This is a genomic window from Micromonospora sp. CCTCC AA 2012012, assembly GCF_040499845.1.
Lineage (GTDB): Bacteria > Actinomycetota > Actinomycetes > Mycobacteriales > Micromonosporaceae > Micromonospora > Micromonospora mangrovi.
On the sequence record NZ_CP159342.1, the window covers coordinates 1,202,049 to 1,221,318 of the forward strand.

Genomic DNA, 19,270 nt, shown 5'->3' on the forward strand with positions numbered 1-19,270 from the left:
CGAGCCCGCGGGAGGACGCGCCCCGGTCAGCTGCCGACATAGGCCGCCAGGTGTTCGCCGGTGAGGGTGGAACGGGCGGCGACCAGCTCCGCCGGGGTGCCCTCGAAGACGACCCGACCGCCGTCGTGGCCGGCACCGGGGCCGAGGTCGATGATCCAGTCGGCGTGCGCCATGACCGCCTGGTGGTGCTCGATGACGATGACCGACTTGCCGGCGTCGACGAGCCGGTCGAGCAGCCCGAGCAGCTGCGCCACGTCGGCGAGGTGCAGACCGCTGGTCGGTTCGTCGAGGACGTAGACGCCGCCCTTCTCGCCCAGGTGGGTGGCCAGCTTGAGTCGCTGCCGCTCGCCGCCGGAGAGCGTCGTGAGGGGCTGACCGAGGCTGAGGTAGCCGAGCCCGACGTCGGCCAGGTGGGTCAGGATCCGGTGCGCCGCGGGCGTCGCCGCGGCACCGCTGCCGAAGAACCCGGCGGCCTCGTCGACCGACATGGCGAGCACCTCGCTGATGTTCCGGCCGCCGAAGGTGTGGCCGAGCACCTCGGCCTGGAACCGTCTGCCCTCGCACTCCTCGCAGACGGTCGCCACGCCGGCCATCATCGCCAGGTCGGTGTAGATGACCCCGGCGCCGTTGCAGGCCAGGCAGGCTCCCTCGGAGTTGGCGCTGAACAGGGCCGGCTTCACGCCGTTGGCCTTCGCGAACGCCTTGCGGATCGGGTCGAGCAGTCCGGTGTACGTGGCGGGGTTGCTGCGCCGCGAACCCTTGATCCCGGCCTGGTCCACCGCGACCACCCCGTCCCGGCGGGCCACCGAGCCGTGGATCAGCGAACTCTTGCCCGAGCCGGCCACCCCGGTCACCACCACCAGTACGCCGAGCGGGATGTCGACGTCGACGTCGCGCAGGTTGTGGGTGCGGGCGCCGCGCACCGCCAACACCCCGGAGGGCGTACGCACCGACGGCTTCGGGGCGACGCGGTCGTCCAGGTGCCGCCCGGTGACCGTGCCGCTGGCCCGCAGCCCCTCGACGGTGCCGGCGAAGACCACCTCGCCACCGGCCGCGCCGGCGCCGGGGCCGAGGTCGACCACGTGCTCGGCGATGGCGATCACCTCCGGCTTGTGCTCGACGACCAGCACCGTGTTGCCCTTGTCGCGCAGCTGCCGCAGCAGGTCGTTCATCCGGGCGATGTCGTGCGGGTGCAACCCGACGGTCGGCTCGTCGAAGACGTACGTGACGTCGGTCAGCGCGGACCCGAGGTGCCGGATCATCCTGGTCCGCTGCGCCTCGCCGCCGGAGAGCGTCCCCGACGCGCGGTCGAGGCTGAGATAGCCCAGCCCGATCTCCACGAACGAGTCGAGGGTGCGGCGCAGCGACGCCAGCAGCGGCGCCACGGCGGGTTCGGCCAACTCACCAACCCAGGTGGCGAGGTCGCTGATCTGCATCGCGCAGGCGTCGGCGATGCTGATCCCCGCAATCTTCGACGACCGGGCCGCCTCGCTGAGCCGGGTGCCGCCGCACTCCGGGCAGGTGGTGAAGGTGACCGCCCGCTCCACGAAGGCGCGGATGTGCGGCTGCATCGCCTCCGGGTCCTTGGCGAGCATGGACTTGCGGATCTTCGGGAGCAGTCCCTCGTACGTCAGGTTGACGCCCTCGACCTTGATCTTGGTCGGCTCCCGGTGGAGCAGGTCGTTCAGCTCCCGCTTCGTGTATCTACCGATCGGCTTGTCCATGTCGAAGAAGCCGGAGCCGCTGAAGATCCGGCCGAACCAGCCGTCCATGCTGAAGCCGGGGATGGTCAACGCGCCCTGACTGAGCGACTTGCTGTCGTCGTAGAGCGCGGAGAGGTCGAAGTCGGTGACCGCGCCGCGTCCCTCGCAGCGCGGACACATCCCGCCGGTGATGCTGAAGCTGCGCCGCTCCTTCACGGTCCGCCCGGCGCGCTCGACGGTGACCGCACCGGCACCGCTGATCGAGGCGACGTTGAACGAGAACGCCTGCGGCGAGCCGATGTGCGGTCGGCCGAGCCGGCTGAACAGGATCCGCAGCATGGCGTTGGCGTCGGTGGCGGTGCCGACCGTGGAGCGGGGATCGGTGCCGAGCCGCTGCTGGTCGACGATGATCGCCGTGGTCAGCCCGTCGAGGACGTCGACGTCGGGCCGTGCCAGCGTCGGCATGAAGCCCTGCACGAAGGTGCTGTACGTCTCGTTGATCATCCGCTGGGACTCGGCGGCGATAGTGCCGAAGACCAGGGAACTCTTGCCCGAGCCGGAGACCCCGGTGAAGACGGTCAGCCGGCGCTTCGGCAGGGTGATGCTGACGTCCCTGAGGTTGTTCACGCGCGCGCCGTGCACGCGGATCAGGTCGTGGCGGTCGGCGGGGTGCGGGGCGTCCGTGCTCGTGGCGTCCATCGTGTCCGTCAGCGCGCTTCCCGGATCCGGATCAGGTTGCCGGCGGGATCGCGGAAGGCGCAGTCGCGGATGCCGTACGGCTGCTCGATCGGCTCCTGGACCACCTCGGCGTCGCTGGCCTGGAGCTTCTCGAAGGTGCCGTCGAGGTCCGGGGTGGCCAGCAGGATCCAGCCGTAGGTGCCCTTGGCCATCATCTCGACGATGGTCCGGCGTTCGTCGTCGGTGACGCCGGGGTCGACGGCCGGCGGCGCCAGCAGGATGGAGGTGCCGGGCTGGCCGGCGGGTCCGACGGTGATCCAGCGCATCTTCCCCTGCCCGACGTCGTTGCGGACCTCGAAGCCGAGCACGTCGCGGTAGAAGGCCAGCGAGGCCTCCGGGTCGTCATGGGGGAGGAAGGTGGTGTCGATGGTGATGTCCATGGCGATCAGGCTAGGTGCGTGTCGACGGGCTGCGCTTCTCGATTCCTGATCGGTCTGGCCACCTGTTTGGCCAGGCACGGCGGCATCCCCGCCGTCACCCGCGCGCCCTGCTGCCGGTAGACGCTGGGCGAGACGCCGACCAGCTCGGAGAAGCGGGTGCTGAAGGTGCCCAGCGACGAGCAGCCGACCGCGAAGCAGACCTCGGTGACGCTGAGGTCACCGCGCCGCAGCAGGGCCATCGCGCGCTCGATCCGCCGGGTCATCAGATAGGAGTACGGCGACTCGCCGTAGGCGCGCCGGAACTCGCGGCTGAGGTGCCCGGCCGACATGTGCGCGCCCCGGGCGAGGGCCTCGACGTCCAGCGGCTGCGCGTACTCCCGGTCGATCCGGTCGCGGACGCGGCGCAACCGGGCGAGGTCACGGAGCTGCTGCGTCGGGTCGGATCTGCTGGTCACCTGCGCGATCCTGCCACGCGGCACCCCGCTCGCCCATGCGCCGGGCCGGCGCCGTCACGGACGCCCGGCCCCGCCCCGACGGACCCGGAACCGCAGGTGGGTCACGTACGGCGACTCCACCGTGCCGAGCCGGTCGAGTTCGATGTGTGCGTCGCCCAGGTTGTCGAAGAGCCGGCGACCCGCGCCGAGCAGCACGGGGGCGAGCTGGACGCGGATCTCGTCGACCAGGCCCGCGGCCAGGAACTGCTGGGCGACCTCCGCACCCATCAGCCGGACGTCCCGCTCCCCGGCCGCCGCGGTGGCCCGGGCGTGGGCGTCGTGGACGTCGGTGACGAAGGTGAACGTGCCGCCCTTCTCGACCCGTTCGGCCAGCGGGTCGTGGGTCAGCACGAAGCAGGGCGCGGGGAACGGGGTGTCGTTCCAGACGCCGATGCCGACGTCGAACGTCCGGCGGCCGAGCACCACCGCGCCGGTGGTCGCCTGCATCTCGCGCGCGATCTCGGCGTCCACCTCGCTGGTGGCCGTGTTGAAGATCCACTCGTGCAGGCGGAGACCGCCCTCGCCCATCGGGTGTGCGGCGCTGACCCGGGGGCCGGCCATGAAGCCGTCCAGCGACATCGTGACGTCCAGCAGAACTCGCGCCATGTCAGTCCTTCCGTCGCCCTCGCGGGCGGGGTCGGTGGTCCTGAACCGGAAGCTACCGGCCGGGTCCGACACCGGCCGGCGGCGCGCCGCCGAAGTCCTCGACCTCGATCACGTCGGCGGGGCGGCGGCGGGGTGCCGGCGGCAGCTCGCCCGGTGGCGCCCAGCCCACCCGGACCACCAGGTAGGGGTCGCCGACGCCGGCCAGCAGGTCACGCATCATCCGCCGCGGCCAGGCCAGCTCGATGGCGTCGCTGATCGGCGCGGTGGCCAGCCCCGCCGCGGTCGCGGTCAGCAGCAGCGCCGACAGCGCCTCGCCGCCGCGCAGCCAGGCCGCCGGGTCGTCCCGCTCACCGAAGAGGATCACGTACGCGGCGCCCCGGTCGAAGTCCGTGCCGGCGCTCAGGCCGGCCGCCCCGCCGGGCACGTGGTCGCGCAGCGGCACCCGCCGGGGCGCCGGCCGGACCGCGGTCGCGGTGGGTACGCCGTCTCCGCTGCCCGCCGGCCGGTTCGTCCACTCGCGCAGCTCCGCCCGGTACGCGGGGTCGGCCAGCTCGGCGTCGGCGGCGCGGGCCGTGGAGACGGCCAGCATCGGCATCTGGTCCAGTCGGACGACGTGCAGGTAAGCCCCCTGCGCCTCGACCGCCTCGCGCAACCGGGTCAGCAACTCCTCGGGGACCGGCCGGTCGCCGTACGCGCGCCGGTCGGTGCGGCGGCGCGGGATGGCGTCGACCAGCGGGCCGGCCGCCACGTCCAGGTCGGTCGGCCCGGTGGTGCGCAGCCGGGCCAGCAGCCCCGGGTCGGCCGGGTCGGGCAGCCGGTCCACCTCGACCCCCCAGCCGAGGGCGGTGAGCGAGATCCGGGCGTGGTGCAGGGCGGCGCCGCAGCTCAGCACCAGCAACCGGCCGTCCGGGTCGGTGGCGGCGAGCTGCCGCCCCGGGTCGGCACGCAGTTCGAGCGCGTCCCCGGCGATCCGCCAGCGCCACGGTTGGGTGTTGAACACCGACGGGGCGTGCAGGGACTGGCGGGCCGCGGCCTCCAGCACCCGTACGGTCGGGGTCTGCTCCGTCCAGGTCGATGGCTGGCTCATGGTGGGCCTCCTCGTTGCTCGTCCCCTCTCACCGTGCTCCGGGCGACCCCGTGCGGACAGGGCCGGAGGACCCCTGGTCACCGGGCCGGCCGCCCTGCTCACTCCGGAGCGGGCGGCGGCGGAGGGACGGCCAGGGCGAGGGTCAGGTCGAGGACGGTGGCCGGGTCGTGCAGCCGGTCGCCGTACAGCTCGCGCAGCTTGCCCATCCGGTAGCGGACGGTCTGCGGGTGCACGAAGAGGTCGGCGGCCACCTCGTCGCGTCGGCCCTGGTGCAGCAGCCAGGAGCGCAGCGTCTCGGCGAGCCGCTGCGCGGTGGCCGGGGACACCGACTCCAGCGGGGCCAGCACCTGCGCGCGCAGGTCGGCCAGCCCCTCCGGGTCCATGCTGAGCAGCAGCTGCGCCAGGTGCTGCTCGGTGTCCAGCGGGGCCTCGCCGGCCGGGTCACCGAGGCCCAGCGCGAGCGCCCGGGTGGCCCGCTGGTACGACGTGGCCACCCGGTGCCACGGCCGGGCCGGCCCGAGCACCGCCCGGTGCCCGTGCAGCACCCGGACGAGCTGCCGGCGGCGGCCGCCGTGCATGTCCGGCACCAGCAGCACCGCCAGCTCCTCGGCCGGCTCGACCCCGGGCAGGTCCTCGCCGCTCTCCAGGGTGTGCGGGCTGAGCAGCGCCAGCACCGCGCGCAGGCCGCGGCGGGGCAGCAGCACCACGGTCAGCGTGCGCGGCGGCGGCCAGTCGGCCCGTTCGGCGCTGCGCCGCAGGGTCTCCTCCGGCTCACCGGCCAGCAGCTGCTGGGTGAGGCGTTCCAGGGAGCGGCGGCGGGCCCGGCCGGCGCTGGCCAGCTCGTCGGCGTGCCCGGCGACGCTGGCCGCCGAGAGCTCGTCGATGTAGGCGAACATCAGCTCGGCGAACTCGGCGACCGTCGCGGCGGCCAGCCCGCTCTGCACGGTGGTGGTGGAGACCTCCCGCCAGGCCACCCGGGCACCGATCCGGTACGCGGCCAGCAACGCGTCCATGCTCCGCCCGGCGCGCGCCTCCCCGCTGCCGAGGGCGTACGCCGCCTCCAGGGCGGGGGTGAGCGGGGTGCTCGGGTCGGACGGCTGGGTACCCTCCAGGAGCTGGAGGAACGTGCCCAGCGCGATCCGTACCGCGTTCTCGATCTTCTCCCGCATGCTGCCGGTCAGGGTGCCGGAATAGCTCGGCACCTCGGCGGTGATCGCGCTGACCGTACGCTCGGCGACGACGGGGAGGCGGTCGCGGAGCCGACCGGCCACCTGTTCGTCGAGTTCGAGGTGGGCGGCGCGTCGGGTTGTCCCGGACTCGTCCGACATGCGTTGTTCTCCCGGAACAAAAACCTGTGGTTGATTCACCTCTGCCGGTCAAGATGTTATGCGATTACGCGGCCACCCTGGTTATATGACCACAACTGTCCCGCGCCCGCCCAAGCGGCTCTCCGTCCGGGACCGGCTGCTGCGGCTGGCCGAGACGGTGACCACCCCGCTGCTGCCCGAGGACTATCTCGACCTGGTCGCGCCGCTGCGCGCCGGGGCCGCCCTGCGCGGCCGGATCGTCGAGGTGCGCCCCGAGACGCCCGACGCGGCGACCGTGGTCATCAAGCCGGGCCGCGGCTGGCAGGGGCACAGCCCCGGGCAGTACGTCCGGCTCGGCGTCGACGTCGACGGGGTGCGGCAGTGGCGGGCGTACTCGCTGACCTGCCCGCCGGACGGCGCGGACGGCCGGATCGCGGTGACCGTCAAGGCCATCCCGGACGGGAAGGTCAGCAACCACCTGGTCCACCGGGCCCGGCCCGGCACGATCGTGCAGCTCGACCAGGCCCAGGGCGACTTCGTGCTGCCCGAGGCCACCCCGGAGCGGGTCCTCTTCCTCACCGCCGGCAGCGGCATCACCCCGGTCATGGGGATGCTCCGCGCCGGCCTGCACACCCGCGCCGACGTGGTGCTGGTGCACTCGGCGCCCACCGCCGGTGACGTCATCTTCGGCGCCGAGCTGCGGGCGCTCGCCGCCGCGGGCGGACTGCGGCTGGTCGAGCGGCACACCGACGTCGACGGGCTGCTCGGGGTGCACGAGCTCGACGACCTGGTGCCCGACCACGCCGAGCGCGAGACCTGGGCCTGCGGTCCGGTCGGCATGCTCGACGCGGTCGAGGGGTACTGGACCTCCCGTGGGCTCGCCGACCGGCTGCACACCGAGCGGTTCCGGCCCACGGTCATCTCCGCGGGGGAGGGCGGGGCGGTGACCTTCACGGGAGCGGGAGTGACGGTCGAGGCCGACGGCGCGACGCCGATCCTCGACGCGGGCGAGAACGCCGGCGTGCTCATGCCGTCGGGCTGCCGGATGGGGATCTGCTACGGCTGCGTCCTCCCGCTGCGTCAGGGCGCCGTGCGCGACCTGCGCACCGGCGACCTCACCACCGCCGTCCCGGGCGACGGCGTGCTCATCCAGACCTGTGTGTCGGCGGCGGCCGGTACCTGCGACATCGACCTGTAGACAGGAGGCCGACGTGACCGTGATCCAGAAGAAGGCCGTCAACCCGATCGCCCACCTCAGTGCCGAGGACATCGAGATCCTCGGCAAGGAGCTGGACGCCATCCGGGACCGGGTGCTCGCCGAACGCGGCGAGTCCGACGCGACGTACATCCGCAAGGTGATCAGGACGCAGCGGACGCTGGAGATCAGCAGCCGGGCGGTGCTGCTCTTCTCGCTCTTCCCGCCGGCCTGGGTCGTCGGGACCGCGGGCCTCGCGGCGGCCAAGATCCTGGAGAACATGGAGATCGGCCACAACATCCTGCACGGCCAGTACGACTTCATGCGCGACCCGAAGATCCACTCCACCACCTGGGAGTGGGACCACGTCTCGCCGGCCGAGCAGTGGAAGCACTCGCACAACCAGCTGCACCACACGTACACCAACGTGCTGGGCAAGGACAACGACCTCGGGTACGGCATCATGCGCGTCGACGAGGACCAGAAGTGGCACCCGATGCACCTGGGTCAGCCGCTGTGGAACTTCATCAACGCCTGCTTCTTCGAGTACGGCATCGCCGCGTACGACCTGGAGCTGGGCCGGAACCTGCAGAAGGGCCGGCACAAGTCGCCGGAGTTCCGGGCCCGGGCCCGCGCGGTGGGTCGCAAGATCCGCCGACAGTTCCTCAAGGACTACCTCGTCCACCCGCTGCTGTCCGGCCCGTCCTTCCTCAGCACCCTCGCCGCCACCTTCACCGCGAACCTGATCCGCAACCTGTGGAGCCACTCGGTGATCATGTGCGGGCACTTCCCGAACGGGGTCGAGACGTTCTCCAGGACCTCCATCGAGGGCGAGACCCGGGGCGAGTGGTACCTGCGGCAGATGCTCGGCTCGGCCAACATCAGCGGCAGCCGGCTGATGCACATCATGACCGGCAACCTGTCGTTCCAGATCGAGCACCACCTCTTCCCCGACCTGCCCAGCAAGCGCTACCAGGAGATCGCCCCGCAGGTGCGGGCGCTGTTCGACCGGTACGGGCTGAAGTACACCACCGGCCCGCTGCCCAAGCAGGTCGCCTCGGCCTGGTGGAAGGTCATCCGGCTCTCCCTGCCCAACCGCGATGCCGCCCGGCGGGAGCCGGTGACCCCCGCGCTGGCCTCCGGCGCGGCCTGACCCCTCGCGCTCCTCGCGCGGCAGGACCTGTGCAGCGGCCCGACCGGCCGGCGACGACGAGTCGCCGAGCCGGCCGGGCCGGTGTCGTTCCGGTGCTCACCGCGCAGGTGCGCGGGTCCACCGGTCAGGGGTTGACGAAGTCGCGCACCTGCCCGTAGATCGTCGCGTCGGTGATCAGGCTGAGGTGGCCGACGCAGGCGGTCTTGGTGTTGGTGGCACCGCTCAGCACCGTGCTGTCGGCCGGGTTGATGACCCCGTCGCAGGACGACCAGAACGTGCCGTACGTGAAGGAGCCGGGCGTCTCGTCTCCGGAGTTGAGGTTGGCCAGGAAGGTCGAGCCGACCCGCATCTCCACGCAGGCGGTGCTGAAGCAGGTGTTCGCCGAGCTGGTGCCGTGGTTCGGGCCGCCCAGGGAGACCCACCGGTCGACCTTGCCGCTGCTGGCCAGGTTCTTCAGGTAGTAGCGGGAGGAGAGCCCACCCATCGAGTGGGTGACGATGTCGACCTTGGTGGCGCCGGTGGCGGCGAGCAGCTTGTCGACCTCCTGGCTCACCGTCTGCGCCGTGGTGGCGTTGGACTGGCTGGTGTTGTAGGAGAACGCCCGCAGGTAGCTCGACGGCCAGCCGTCCGCCTGGAACCGGCTGATCATGGTGTTCCAGGTGGAGGCGCTGCTGTTCCAGCCGTGCACGAACAGGATCGGGTTGCTCGACGGCGTCCAGTTCGCGGCCTGCGCGGGGGAGGGGAGGCCGACCAGGGTCGCCGCGGCGACGGTGAGGGCGAGGAGCCATCTCGTCAGCAGGGATTTCACGGGGGTGGATCCTTCCGGGGGAGACGGGCGAGGCGCCGCCGGTCGGCGGGCCGCCCACGAGCCGTCCACGTGCCTGTTCGGCACCTCGGAGGGGTCACGACACGGGTTCGGGGGACCCGGGTCGTCCGAGGTGCCGGAATGTTACCGACGGGTTGCCTTCGAATGTCAATACATCGATGCGTGTTTGGTCGGTGGCGGTCCGGAACCGTCGGCGTACGGTGGCGGGTTGTCGGGGGTGGCTGGCAGACTTCCGGGAGGTCACCGGCGGAGGGACGTGAGGTCCATGACGGGTAACGGGCACGACCTGCGGCCGAGCGCCGACAGCTTCACGCTGTTCGACGCCCGGGTCACCGTCCACGATGCCGCCGGCCTGCTCGCGGCGGCCGAGGCCGGCCCCGTCGAGCTGCTCGCCGACGCGCCGGTTCCCGCGCCGCTGCGCGCCCTCCGGCTCACCCTCCGCGCCGCCGACGGGACCCACCACTTCGACGCCGAGGTCCGGGGCTCCGCCGGTCGGGCGGTCGGCCTGCTCAGCCTGGGTGTCGCCGGCCCCGCCGGGGTGCTGCTCGTGCGCCGGCTGACCGCCGGCGACCCACCGACCGGCGGGCTGCTCGCCGAGGCGTCGCGCCGGCTCGGGCTGCGCCCCCCGGGCACCCTCGACGAGGACCCGGCCGGGGCCGTCGCGCTGCGCGAGGCCGCCGCGCTCGGCCTGCGCCCCGACCTGACGTACGACGAGGGGCCCGACGGTGGACGGACGGTGACCCTGCGCGCGGCCGTGCCCAGCGCGGAGGTCGGGCCGGCGCACCTGGGGGCCGTGGTCGGCCTGGTGCTGCACGTGATCCGCGAGCTGGCCGGGGAGGGCGCGCTGCGCGGCCGGGCCTTCCCGGTGGGCCGGCCGCCCACGCCGCCGACGGTCCGGGCCGTGCCGCGCACCGACGCGGTCACCCTCGACCAGGTCGGCGGCCTCGCCGAGGTGGTCGCCCGGTTCCGGGAGATCGCCGTGTCGTTCCGGCACCCCCAGGTGATGGCCCGCTGGGGCGCCCGCCGGCCGCAGGGCATCCTGATGTACGGCCCGCCCGGCACCGGCAAGACCATGCTGGCCCGGGCCCTGGCCAACGAGATCGGCGCCGACTTCCGGGAGATCCGCACCCCGGAGATCCTCGACAAGTATCTGGGCGGCTCGGAACGCAACATCAAGCAGATCTTCCGGGAGGCCCGCCGCTACCGGCAGCCCACCGTGATGCTCTTCGACGAGTTCGACAGCATCATCAGCTATGCCGGTGCCGGCGGCGACGCCGCCAGCCAGGCGGTCAACGCGGTCGCCGGCATCTTCAAGCAGGAGATGAACACCCTCTTCGAGGAGAACCCCGACGTCATCGTGGTGGCCACCACCAACTTCCCGCAGCGGGTGGACGCCTCACTGATCCGCTCCGGGCGCTTCGACATCAAGCTGGCCATTCCCGCCCCCGACGAGACCGGCCGCGCGGAGATCATCACCAAGATGGTCCGCGAGTTGATCGACCGGCACGAGCGGCCCGGCTTCCGGATGTTCGCCGACGACGTCGACCCGGCCGGGCTGGCCGCGCTCACCCCCGGCCTGACCGGCGCGGACATCCGCGAGGTGCTGCGCCGGGTGCAGCTGGCCAAGGCGATGCGTGAGGCGACCGAGGGTGCGCCGGCCGGCCCGATCAGCCAGGATGACCTGCGAGAGGCTGTCGCCGGGCTGCGCCGCGGCTGAGCCGGCCCGACGGAAGGAGACCCGTGTCGTCCACCCTGCTGTCCCGCCGGGACCTGGCGTTCCTGCTCCACGACTGGCTGGACGTGACCCGGCTGACCGAGCGGGCCCGCTATGCCGAGCACTCCCGGGAGACCTTCGACGACGTGCTGGACCTGGCCGCCCGGGTGGCCGCCGAGCACTTCGCCACCCACAACCGGGCCGCCGACCTCGCCGAGCCCACCTTCGACGGTCGCCGGGTGCACACGATCCCGCAGGTCAAGGCCGCCCTCGACGTCTTCGCCGAGACCGGGCTGCTGGCCGCCACGATGGACTCCTCGGTCGGCGGGATGCAGCTGCCGCACGTGGTCGCCTCGGCCTGCTTCGCCTGGCTCCAGGCGGCCAACGTGAGCACCGCGGCCTACCCGTTCCTCACCCTCGGCAACGCCAACCTGCTGCTCACCCACGGCAGCGCCGAACAGGTCGACACCTGGGTCCGGCCGATGGTCGAGGGCCGCTTCTTCGGCACCATGTGCCTCTCCGAGCCGCAGGCCGGCAGCTCGCTCGCCGACATCACCACCCGCGCCGAGCCGCAGGACGACGGGACCTACCGGCTGACCGGCACCAAGATGTGGATCTCCGGCGGCGACCACGAGCTGGCCGAGAACATCGTCCACCTGGTCCTGGCGCGGATCCCCGGGGGACCGCCGGGGGTCAAGGGCATCTCGCTGTTCATCGTGCCCAAGGTGCTGCTCGACGAGGACGGGCAGCTCGGGCCGCGCAACGACGTGGTGCTGGTCGGCCTCAACCACAAGATGGGCTACCGCGGCACCACCAACACGCTGCTCAACTTCGGTGAGGGAGTGCACCGGCCGTACGGGCGGGCCGGGGCGGTCGGTCACCTGGTCGGCGAGCCGCACCAGGGCCTCGCGCAGATGTTCCACATGATGAACGAGGCACGGATCGGGGTGGGCGCCGGGGCCACCGCCCTCGGCTACACCGGCTACCTCAAGTCCGTCGCGTACGCCCGTCAGCGTCCCCAGGGCCGCCCGGTCGCCGACAAGGACCCGACCGCGCCGCAGGTCCCGATCGTGGCCCACCCCGACGTACGCCGGATGCTGCTGGCCCAGAAGAGCTACGTGGAGGGCGCGCTCGCCCTGGTCCTCTACTGCGGCCGGCTGCTCGACGAGGAGCGGACCGCCCCGGCCGAGGCCGACCGCGACCGGGCGCACCTGCTGCTGGACATGCTCACCCCGATCGCCAAGAGCTGGCCGTCGCAGTGGTGCCTGGCCGCCAACGACCTGGCCATCCAGGTGCACGGGGGCTACGGCTACACCCGCGACTACGACGTCGAGCAGCACTGGCGGGACAACCGGCTCAACCCCATCCACGAGGGCACCCACGGCATCCAGGCCCTCGACCTGCTCGGCCGCAAGGTGACCATGCAGGGCGGCGCCGGGCTGGCGCTGCTGCTGGAGACGATCGGCGCGACGGTCACCCGGGCCTGGAAGGCCGAGGGGGAGGCCGCCGAGCTGGCCGCCCACCTGGGGGCGGCGGTGGACCGGATCGGCGTGGTGACCCGGCGGCTGTGGGGCAGCGGCGACCCGGAGCTGGCGCTGGCCAACGCCTCGCTCTATCTGGAGGCGGTCGGCCACGTGGTGATCGCGTGGATGTGGCTGGAGCAGCTGCTCGCCGTGGAGGCGAAGGGGTCGCCGGAGGGGGCCGAGGGGGAGTTCCTGGCCGGGAAGCGGCAGGCGGCACGCTACTTCTTCCGCTACGAACTGCCGCGCACGGGGCCGCAGTTCGACCTGCTGGAGAGCCTGGACCGGACCACCCTGGAGGCCCGGGAAGGCTGGTTCTGACCGACGCGTACCGCCTGCCGCCTCAGGGTTGGCGCTTCTCGACCCGGGTCCAGCCGACCCACCCGCGCTCCGCCACGAGCGTCCGCAGTCGGGCGACGGCCGGGTGGGCGGCGTAGGCGAACGAGTCCATCAGGCGGACGAACGCCTCGTCGGGCGAGGTGTCGCCCATCCCGCTCAGCTCCCCGGCGGCCTCCGCCTGGGCGAAGAGCTCGCTCATCAGGTCGGCCGTCTCGCCCAGCAGCTCCTCGTCCGCCCAGTTCTCGGCGATCCGGCCGATGAGCTGATAGAGCCGCACCACCTTCGGGTCGGCCAGCTGCGCCACCTTCTGCTCCATCATCTGCGGGATCGACTCCGGCCAGCGCGCCGCCATGAGGATCCAGGCGTCCCGCTCCGCCTCGACGGTGGCCGCCGACGCGCCGATCGCCCGCAACCGCGCCAGATAGTCGGCCACCTCCGGCGGGACGGCGAGGGAGTCGCCGGAGCCCAGGAGCGCGATCCGCCGCCGGTGCTCCTGCAGGGTGCGGATCTGCGTACGCAACTGCCGGTCGATCTCGGCGGTCGCGGCGGCGAACGTCTCGGGCTCGGCGTCGAGCAGCTCCCGGACCCGGGCCAGCGGGACACCCGCCTCGGCCAGGGTCCGGATCCGCACGAGCCGCACGACCGCCGCCGCGTCGTACGTCCGGTAGCCGGAGGCGTCGCGCTCCGGTTCTTGGAGCAGCCCGATCTGGTGGTAGTGCCGCACGGCGCGGATGGTCACCCCGGCGTAGGACGCGAGCCGTCCGATCGTCAGCATGGCATCCGCCTCCCGTCAGCTGATCTTGCGGCGGTACACGGCCATGGCGGCGACGTACGCCACGACGAGCAGGCCGGCACACCAGGCGATGGCGATCCAGGCGTCGGCACCGACCTGCTGCTGAGCGAACAGGTTACGGATGGTGTCGACGATGGACGTCACCGGCTGGTTCTCGGCGAAGGCGCGTACCGGGCCGGGCATGCTCCCGGTGGGGACGAAGGCCGAGCTGATGAACGGCAGGAAGATGAGCGGGTAGGCGAGCGCGCTCGCGCCGTCGACGGACTTCGCGGTCAGCCCGGGGATCACGGCGAGCCAGGTCAGGGCCAGCGTGAACAGCAGCACGATCCCGGTGACGGCGAGCCAGTCCAGCACGCCGGCGCCCGAGCGGAAGCCCATGGCCAGGGCGACCAGCACCACCAGCACGAGGGAGAGCAGATTGGCGACCACCGAGGTCAGCACGTGCGCCCACAGCACCGACGAGCGGGCGATCGGCATGGACTGGAACCGTTCGAAGATGCCGCCCTTCAGGTCGAGGAAGAGCCGGTACGCGGTGTAGGAGATGCCCGAGGCGATCGTGATGAGCAGGATGCCCGGCAGCAGATAGTTCACGTAGCTGCCCGACCCGGTGCGGATCGCGCCGCCGAAGACGTAGACGAAGAGCAGCAGCATGGCGATCGGCATGATCGCGGTGGTGATGATGGTGTCGGGGCTGCGGCCGATGTGCCGCAGCGACCGCCCCAGCAGGACGGCGGTGTCGCCGAAGAAGTGCTTGTTCATCGGGGCTCCTCAGCTGTTCGTGGGGGAGAGGTCGGCGGTGCCGGCGTCGGTGGCGTCGTCGCCGACGATGGCGAGGAAGACGTCCTCGAGCGTCGGCTGCTTCTCGACGTACTCGACCGTGGCGGGCGGGAGCAGCCGCTTGAGGTCGGCAAGGGTGCCGTCGGCGATGATGCGTCCCCGGTGCAGGATCGCGATCCGGTCGGCGAGCTGTTCGGCCTCGTCGAGGTACTGGGTGGTGAGCAGCACCGTCGTGCCCTGCGTGGCCAGTTCCCGGACGGCCTGCCAGACCTCCAGCCGCGCCTGGGGGTCGAGCCCCGTCGTCGGCTCGTCGAGGAAGATCACCGGCGGCTCGCCGATCAGGCTCATCGCGATGTCGAGGCGGCGGCGCATGCCACCGGAGTACGTCGACACCCGCCGGCTCCCCGCGTCGACCAGCGAGAAGCGGGCCAGCAGGTCGTCCGCGATCCGGCCCGGGTTCCGCAGGTGTCGCAGCCTGGCCACCAGCACCAGGTTCTCCCGCCCGCTGAGGATCTCGTCGACGGCGGCGAACTGTCCGGTCAGGCTGATCGACTCGCGTACCTGTGGGGCCTGAGCGGTCACGTCGAAGCCGTTGACGCCGGCCGTGCCCGCGTCGGGTCTGAGCAGCGTCGACAGGATCCGCACCAGCGTCGTCTTGCCCGCCCCGTTGGAACCGAGCAGGGCGAAGATGCTGCCCCGCGCCACGTCGAGGTCCACCCCGCGCAGCACGTGCAGTTGCTGGTACGACTTCTCCAGGCCACGGACCTGGATGGCAGGCCCGGGGACCTGCTCGGACGTCCTCCGAAGATTCATGGCGTCAGCATGCAGGGTTGACGCTGCGTCAAGGTCAAGCCGACGAGAGGGATGATGTGGTGGTGGCCGACGACGGAGATCTGATCGACAACCCCCGCATGAACCGCCCTTCCCTACGCGACGAGGTGATCGGCCACCTGGCGGAGGCGGTCGGGGCCGTCACCGTCGCACATCCGGTCCGGGTCGCCGTCGACGGACCGCCCGCCGCCGGCAAGACCACCCTCGCCGACGAACTGGCCGCCGTCCTGCGCGCAGAGGGCCGCGACGTCATCCGCGCGACGATCGACGATTTCCTCTTTCCCCGAGCCCAGCGCTATTCGCGCGGCGAGTACTCGGCCGAGGGCTGCTACTTCGACACCCACGACCACGACGCGCTGAACCGGGTGCTGCTCGATCCGCTCGGCCCGGACGGAGATCGACGGTTCCGATCCGCGGTCTACGACCACACGACGGATGCCGCGCTGTGCCCGCCGGCCACCACCGCCCCCGCCGACGCCGTGCTGCTCTTCGACGGCGTCTTCCTCCTGCGCCCGGAACTGATCGACCGGTGGGACCTGCGGATCTTCGTATCGACCGCGTTCGAGACGACCGTGGACCGTGCCATCAGCCGAGACGGACAGGTGTCATCCCGGACCGACGTCGAACGGCGCTGGCGCGAGCGTTACCTCCCCGCCCAACAGCTCTACTTCGCCACGGTCCGCCCGACCGATCATGCCGACGTCGTCGTGCACAACGACGATCCCCGGCAGCCGCGCTGGGAGACGCGAGTACCCTGACCCCGCTCTCGAAGTGGAGTGCCGGCTCCGTCACTCGTATCCCATCGCCGGGATGATCGCGCCGAATGCCTCTTCGATGCGCCTGCGGGTGCCGGCGTCGAACTGGTCGTCGCGGTGCGCCAGCTTCTGTGCCTGGAACGTCGACCGGGTGGCGAAGTCCTCGACGCCGAGGCGTGCGAAGAGGGCGCGGCGCTGCCCGGGCCAGTCGGCGGCGAGGTCCTCCGCCTTCACCTCGACGTACCGCCGGCCCGTCAGGTCGACCGTGTCCTTCCAGGTGAGCCACCGGTGGTAGACCGCCGTGAGGTAGGCGAGCGCGCCGTCGACGGTGGGCGGCGCCCACGGCTGGGCCAGGTGGGAGGCGAGCACCGAGACCGGGTGACGCGTGATGTGGACGATGGTCGCCTCGGGGACCAGCTCCCAGAGGAACTCCATGCACAGCAGGTTGAACGGCGTCTTCTCGCACCACGTCGGCTTGCCCGCGTCGGCGGCGGCGCCGCCGAACAGGGCGTCGATCAGGCCCCGCAGGATGGTGATCAGTTCACCCCGGTCGCGGAAGTACCGGGGCAGCACCCGCCGTCGGCTCAGCGGCGCGAACGGGCCGGCGGGCCGGTCGGCGTTCCCGAAGCCCTCCGCGGGCGCGGGTTCGTCGTACGTGCAGGCGATCAACTGCGGCCAGAGCCGGTGCACCGCGTCCCGGTAGCGCTCCTGGCCGACCAGCTCGGGAACGGTCTTGCCGCGATCGTCACGCCGGCCGGGCACCCGTACGGTGAGGAACTCGGTGAGCCGGTGGAGGGCGTCCTCGCCGACGATCGGGTCGTACCGGTCGGTGAGCGCGTCGGCCAGGTCCCGCAGGCCACCCGGGTCGACGAGGAACCGGGTCTCCATGGGGATCCGGTGGATCAGCGGATGCTCGCCGATGATGTCGGCGAGCCGTGACGTTCCGGAACGACCCGTGCCCGCGACGAAGACCGGTGAGGGGGAAGACATGGCGAGCAGTCAATCCCTCCGCCCGCTGCGGGGCAAGTCATTTGAGGGCCGCGTCGAGGTCGTCGAGGTGACGGGAGACGGGGCCGGCGGTGAGCATCCCGCTGCCGGCTCCGGCCAGCTCCCCGGCGGCCGGTGCGAGTGCGGTCCGGGCGCGGGTCAGCACCGTCCGGTCGTCCAGGGCGATCGCCGCTCGGGCGGTGAGGCACCACAGGGCTTCCCACAGCAGGTCGCGCGGCGGCTCCGGGACCTGGCGCAGCGCCGCGGCGGCCTCGACCGGGCGATCCCGTCCCAGCAGGACGAGCGGGCGTGCCCAGGGGGTGTACGGCCCCCAATCCGTCCCGTCGTCGAAGGTGACCGGTTCCCCGTGCGCCACCCGCAGGCACAGCAGGGCCAGCGGCAGGAGGCCCCGCTCGACGCCGGGCATGCCGGCGGTGGCGAGCTCTGCCGCCCCCGCACGGTAGGCCGCCTCCGCGGCCTGCGGCGACGGCTCGGTCGCGGCCAGTCGCAGCGCGCGGTACCACCGGGTGAACACGCCGACGAGGGGGCGGTCGTACCGCTCGGCGAGCCGGTCCGCCGCGGCGGCGTGCCGGTCGCCGGTGCGGAAGTCCGCGAGCGCGCTGCGGGCCTGCATGCGGACGAGATGACCGAGGATCTCGAACGCCCCCAGGCCGTGCCGGGCGGAGAGCGCGACGAGTTCGGCGCCGATCCGGTCCCGCCGGGGAGCCAGGCCCGCGCGGTGGAAGGTCTGCATGAACACGCCGTTCAGCGCGAAGGCCAGCAGGGACGGGTCGCCCAGGCGGCGCGCGATCCGCTCCGCCTCCTCGGCGGCCTCGGGTCCGCGCGCCGCGCGGGTGCCGCGTGACTCCACCGCGATCGTGGCCAGCAGCCGGGCCCGGGTGGCCTCGGAGGACCCGGGACGTAATGCGCTCAGGGCCCGCTCGGCGGCCGCGACGATCTGCGCCGCCTGCGCCGGATCATCCGACCGCGTCCAGATCGCCGGTACGTCGTAGCCGCCGATCACCCGGGCGGTGAGATCAGGATCGCCCAGCTGCTCGGCCGCGGCGATGGCCGCGCTCCGCTGCTCCCGCGCCGCCTCGAGCCCGCTCGCCCCGGTCACGGCGAGACTGCGCAGCAGGCCGACCGTCGACTCCAGCCGGGCGGCGGAGCCGGACGCCACCGTACGGTCGTACGCCGCAGCGGTCTCCGCCCAGACCCGGTACGGTCCCGGCGATCCCGGTCCGCCGCCGACCCGATCGGCCTGCCGGAGGATGTCGGTCTCCAGGCCACGCAGTCGCGGACCCGGATCAACGCCGAGCTGGTCCGCCAGCAGGCCGCGGGCCCGGCGCAGGACCGCGAGCGCGTCACCCTGGCGTCCCGCGCGGTACAGGGCGAGCGCCAGCAGCAGCCACGCCTCCTCCCGCCACGGATGCGCGGCCACATGCGCATCGAGATCGGGTACGACCTCCGCGGCGCGCCCGACCTCCAGCAGCGCCTCGGCCCGCTGCTCGATCGCGTTCAACCGGAGCTGTTCGAGACGGGAGCGCTCGACGCGCGACCACGGCTCGTCGTCGACACCGGCGAACGCGGGACCCCGCCACCGACCCAGGGCACGGTCGAGCCGCTCGAGTGCCGCGTGCGGGAACGCCGTGGCCGCGGCGGCGACCTCGTCCTCGAACCGCCAGGCGTCGACCGCGTCCGGCGCCAACCTGAGCGCGTAGCCCGGGCCCTCCGTGACCAGCAACCGGGCCGGCTCGCGCGGTGGACGCTCCGGCTCCAGCGCGCGCCGCAACGCCGCCACGAAGGTGCGGACGCTGCCCACCGCGCCCGGTGCCGGCTCCGCCCAAAGATCAGCCACGAGGCGGTCGACCGGTACGACCCGACCACGCGCCACAACGAGTCGGGCCAGCACCGCGCGGTGTTTCGGCCCTTTCAGGTCCAGCGGCGCGCCGCCGTCGTCCCAGGCGACGACCGGACCGAGCACACCGATGCTGACCTGCACTGATCGAACCCGCCCTTCCGCGCCTGCGCCCAACGTATCGCGCTCATCGTCTGCTCATCCGCG

General features: G+C 72.6%; 16 protein-coding genes and 1 pseudogene. 5 read left to right on the plus strand and 12 right to left on the minus strand.

The features are described 5' to 3' along the window. Positions 1-26: 26 nt before the first annotated feature. The 6 genes from ABUL08_RS05510 to ABUL08_RS05535 form a co-directional block, all read right to left on the minus strand. Complete coding sequence (locus tag ABUL08_RS05510) at positions 27-2,402, minus strand: excinuclease ABC subunit UvrA (RefSeq protein ID WP_350935122.1); 2,376 nt, start codon at positions 2,400-2,402, stop codon at positions 27-29. Between the two features lie 8 nt (positions 2,403-2,410). Beyond that, positions 2,411-2,821: a VOC family protein gene (locus tag ABUL08_RS05515; RefSeq protein WP_350935125.1), complete on the minus strand. Its 411-nt coding sequence runs from the start codon at positions 2,819-2,821 to the stop codon at positions 2,411-2,413. Between the two features lie 5 nt (positions 2,822-2,826). Then, on the minus strand, positions 2,827-3,276 hold the full coding sequence (locus ABUL08_RS05520) for a helix-turn-helix transcriptional regulator (protein ID WP_350935126.1): 450 nt from the start codon (positions 3,274-3,276) through the stop codon (positions 2,827-2,829). A gap of 54 nt (positions 3,277-3,330) precedes the next feature. Next, complete coding sequence (locus ABUL08_RS05525; protein WP_350935128.1) at positions 3,331-3,921, minus strand: dihydrofolate reductase family protein; 591 nt, start codon at positions 3,919-3,921, stop codon at positions 3,331-3,333. Between the two features lie 52 nt (positions 3,922-3,973). Continuing rightward, a complete protein-coding gene (locus ABUL08_RS05530) occupies positions 3,974-5,008 on the minus strand; it encodes an Acg family FMN-binding oxidoreductase (RefSeq protein WP_350935130.1) in 1,035 nt (344 codons plus the stop codon). A gap of 98 nt (positions 5,009-5,106) precedes the next feature. After that, positions 5,107-6,336, minus strand: a complete 1,230-nt coding sequence (locus ABUL08_RS05535) for a PucR family transcriptional regulator (protein WP_350935132.1) — start codon at positions 6,334-6,336, stop codon at positions 5,107-5,109. An 85-nt stretch (positions 6,337-6,421) separates the two neighbouring features. On the opposite strand from ABUL08_RS05535, the gene ABUL08_RS05540 reads away from it, so the two are divergent. After that, positions 6,422-7,513 carry a ferredoxin reductase gene (locus tag ABUL08_RS05540; protein WP_350935134.1) on the plus strand — a complete coding sequence of 364 codons (1,092 nt, stop codon included), beginning with the start codon at positions 6,422-6,424 and terminating at the stop codon, positions 7,511-7,513. A gap of 13 nt (positions 7,514-7,526) precedes the next feature. Further along, on the plus strand, positions 7,527-8,663 hold the full coding sequence (locus ABUL08_RS05545; RefSeq protein ID WP_350935136.1) for a fatty acid desaturase family protein: 1,137 nt from the start codon (positions 7,527-7,529) through the stop codon (positions 8,661-8,663). A gap of 124 nt (positions 8,664-8,787) precedes the next feature. Here the strand turns inward: ABUL08_RS05545 and ABUL08_RS05550 are convergent, their stop codons facing one another. Continuing rightward, entirely contained in the window at positions 8,788-9,471 is a 684-nt protein-coding gene (locus ABUL08_RS05550) for an esterase/lipase family protein (protein WP_350935138.1), read from the minus strand. Between the two features lie 283 nt (positions 9,472-9,754). Between ABUL08_RS05550 and ABUL08_RS05555 the strand changes: the two genes are divergently transcribed. Both ABUL08_RS05555 and ABUL08_RS05560 read left to right on the plus strand, forming a co-directional pair. Next, positions 9,755-11,206, plus strand: a complete 1,452-nt coding sequence (locus ABUL08_RS05555; protein WP_350935141.1) for an ATP-binding protein — start codon at positions 9,755-9,757, stop codon at positions 11,204-11,206. 23 nt (positions 11,207-11,229) lie between these two features. After that, positions 11,230-13,044, plus strand: a complete 1,815-nt coding sequence (locus ABUL08_RS05560; protein ID WP_350935142.1) for an acyl-CoA dehydrogenase — start codon at positions 11,230-11,232, stop codon at positions 13,042-13,044. Between the two features lie 22 nt (positions 13,045-13,066). Here the strand turns inward: ABUL08_RS05560 and ABUL08_RS05565 are convergent, their stop codons facing one another. From ABUL08_RS05565 to ABUL08_RS05575, 3 genes and pseudogenes are all read right to left on the minus strand, one after another. Continuing rightward, a complete protein-coding gene (locus tag ABUL08_RS05565; RefSeq protein ID WP_350935144.1) occupies positions 13,067-13,837 on the minus strand; it encodes a MerR family transcriptional regulator in 771 nt (256 codons plus the stop codon). 15 nt (positions 13,838-13,852) lie between these two features. Beyond that, positions 13,853-14,614, minus strand: coding sequence for an ABC transporter permease (locus ABUL08_RS05570; protein ID WP_350935147.1), 762 nt, complete (start codon positions 14,612-14,614; stop codon positions 13,853-13,855). After that, positions 14,611-15,445 (minus strand): annotated as a pseudogene (locus tag ABUL08_RS05575) (ABC transporter ATP-binding protein). The gene ABUL08_RS05570 and the pseudogene ABUL08_RS05575 overlap by 4 nt, the downstream one beginning before the upstream one ends. Before the next feature lie 98 nt (positions 15,446-15,543). Between ABUL08_RS05575 and ABUL08_RS05580 the strand changes: the two are divergent. Continuing rightward, the gene (locus tag ABUL08_RS05580; protein WP_350935151.1) at positions 15,544-16,221 is read left to right on the plus strand and encodes a cytidylate kinase family protein; all 678 of its coding nucleotides are present in this window, start codon (positions 15,544-15,546) and stop codon (positions 16,219-16,221) included. A gap of 30 nt (positions 16,222-16,251) precedes the next feature. Here the strand turns inward: ABUL08_RS05580 and ABUL08_RS05585 are convergent, their stop codons facing one another. Together ABUL08_RS05585 and ABUL08_RS05590 are read right to left on the minus strand one after the other, a co-directional pair. Then, entirely contained in the window at positions 16,252-17,208 is a 957-nt protein-coding gene (locus tag ABUL08_RS05585) for a sulfotransferase family protein (RefSeq protein WP_350935153.1), read from the minus strand. A gap of 37 nt (positions 17,209-17,245) precedes the next feature. Next, entirely contained in the window at positions 17,246-19,207 is a 1,962-nt protein-coding gene (locus tag ABUL08_RS05590) for an AfsR/SARP family transcriptional regulator (protein WP_350935154.1), read from the minus strand. Positions 19,208-19,270 lie beyond the last annotated feature (63 nt).

Excerpts from the sequence above, each read along its gene's own strand:
- ABUL08_RS05555 (WP_350935141.1), top strand. The coding sequence starts at position 9,755 with ATGACGGGTAACGGGCACGACCTGCGGCCGAGCGCCGACAGCTTCACG.
- ABUL08_RS05530 (WP_350935130.1), bottom strand. The coding sequence starts at position 5,008 with ATGAGCCAGCCATCGACCTGGACGGAGCAGACCCCGACCGTACGGGTG.
- ABUL08_RS05585 (WP_350935153.1), bottom strand. The coding sequence starts at position 17,208 with ATGTCTTCCCCCTCACCGGTCTTCGTCGCGGGCACGGGTCGTTCCGGA.
- ABUL08_RS05580 (WP_350935151.1), top strand. The coding sequence starts at position 15,544 with ATGAACCGCCCTTCCCTACGCGACGAGGTGATCGGCCACCTGGCGGAG.
- ABUL08_RS05535 (WP_350935132.1), bottom strand. The coding sequence starts at position 6,336 with ATGTCGGACGAGTCCGGGACAACCCGACGCGCCGCCCACCTCGAACTC.
- ABUL08_RS05570 (WP_350935147.1), bottom strand. The coding sequence starts at position 14,614 with ATGAACAAGCACTTCTTCGGCGACACCGCCGTCCTGCTGGGGCGGTCG.
- ABUL08_RS05510 (WP_350935122.1), bottom strand. The coding sequence starts at position 2,402 with ATGGACGCCACGAGCACGGACGCCCCGCACCCCGCCGACCGCCACGAC.
- ABUL08_RS05515 (WP_350935125.1), bottom strand. The coding sequence starts at position 2,821 with ATGGACATCACCATCGACACCACCTTCCTCCCCCATGACGACCCGGAG.
- ABUL08_RS05525 (WP_350935128.1), bottom strand. The coding sequence starts at position 3,921 with ATGGCGCGAGTTCTGCTGGACGTCACGATGTCGCTGGACGGCTTCATG.
- ABUL08_RS05540 (WP_350935134.1), top strand. The coding sequence starts at position 6,422 with ATGACCACAACTGTCCCGCGCCCGCCCAAGCGGCTCTCCGTCCGGGAC.
- ABUL08_RS05565 (WP_350935144.1), bottom strand. The coding sequence starts at position 13,837 with ATGCTGACGATCGGACGGCTCGCGTCCTACGCCGGGGTGACCATCCGC.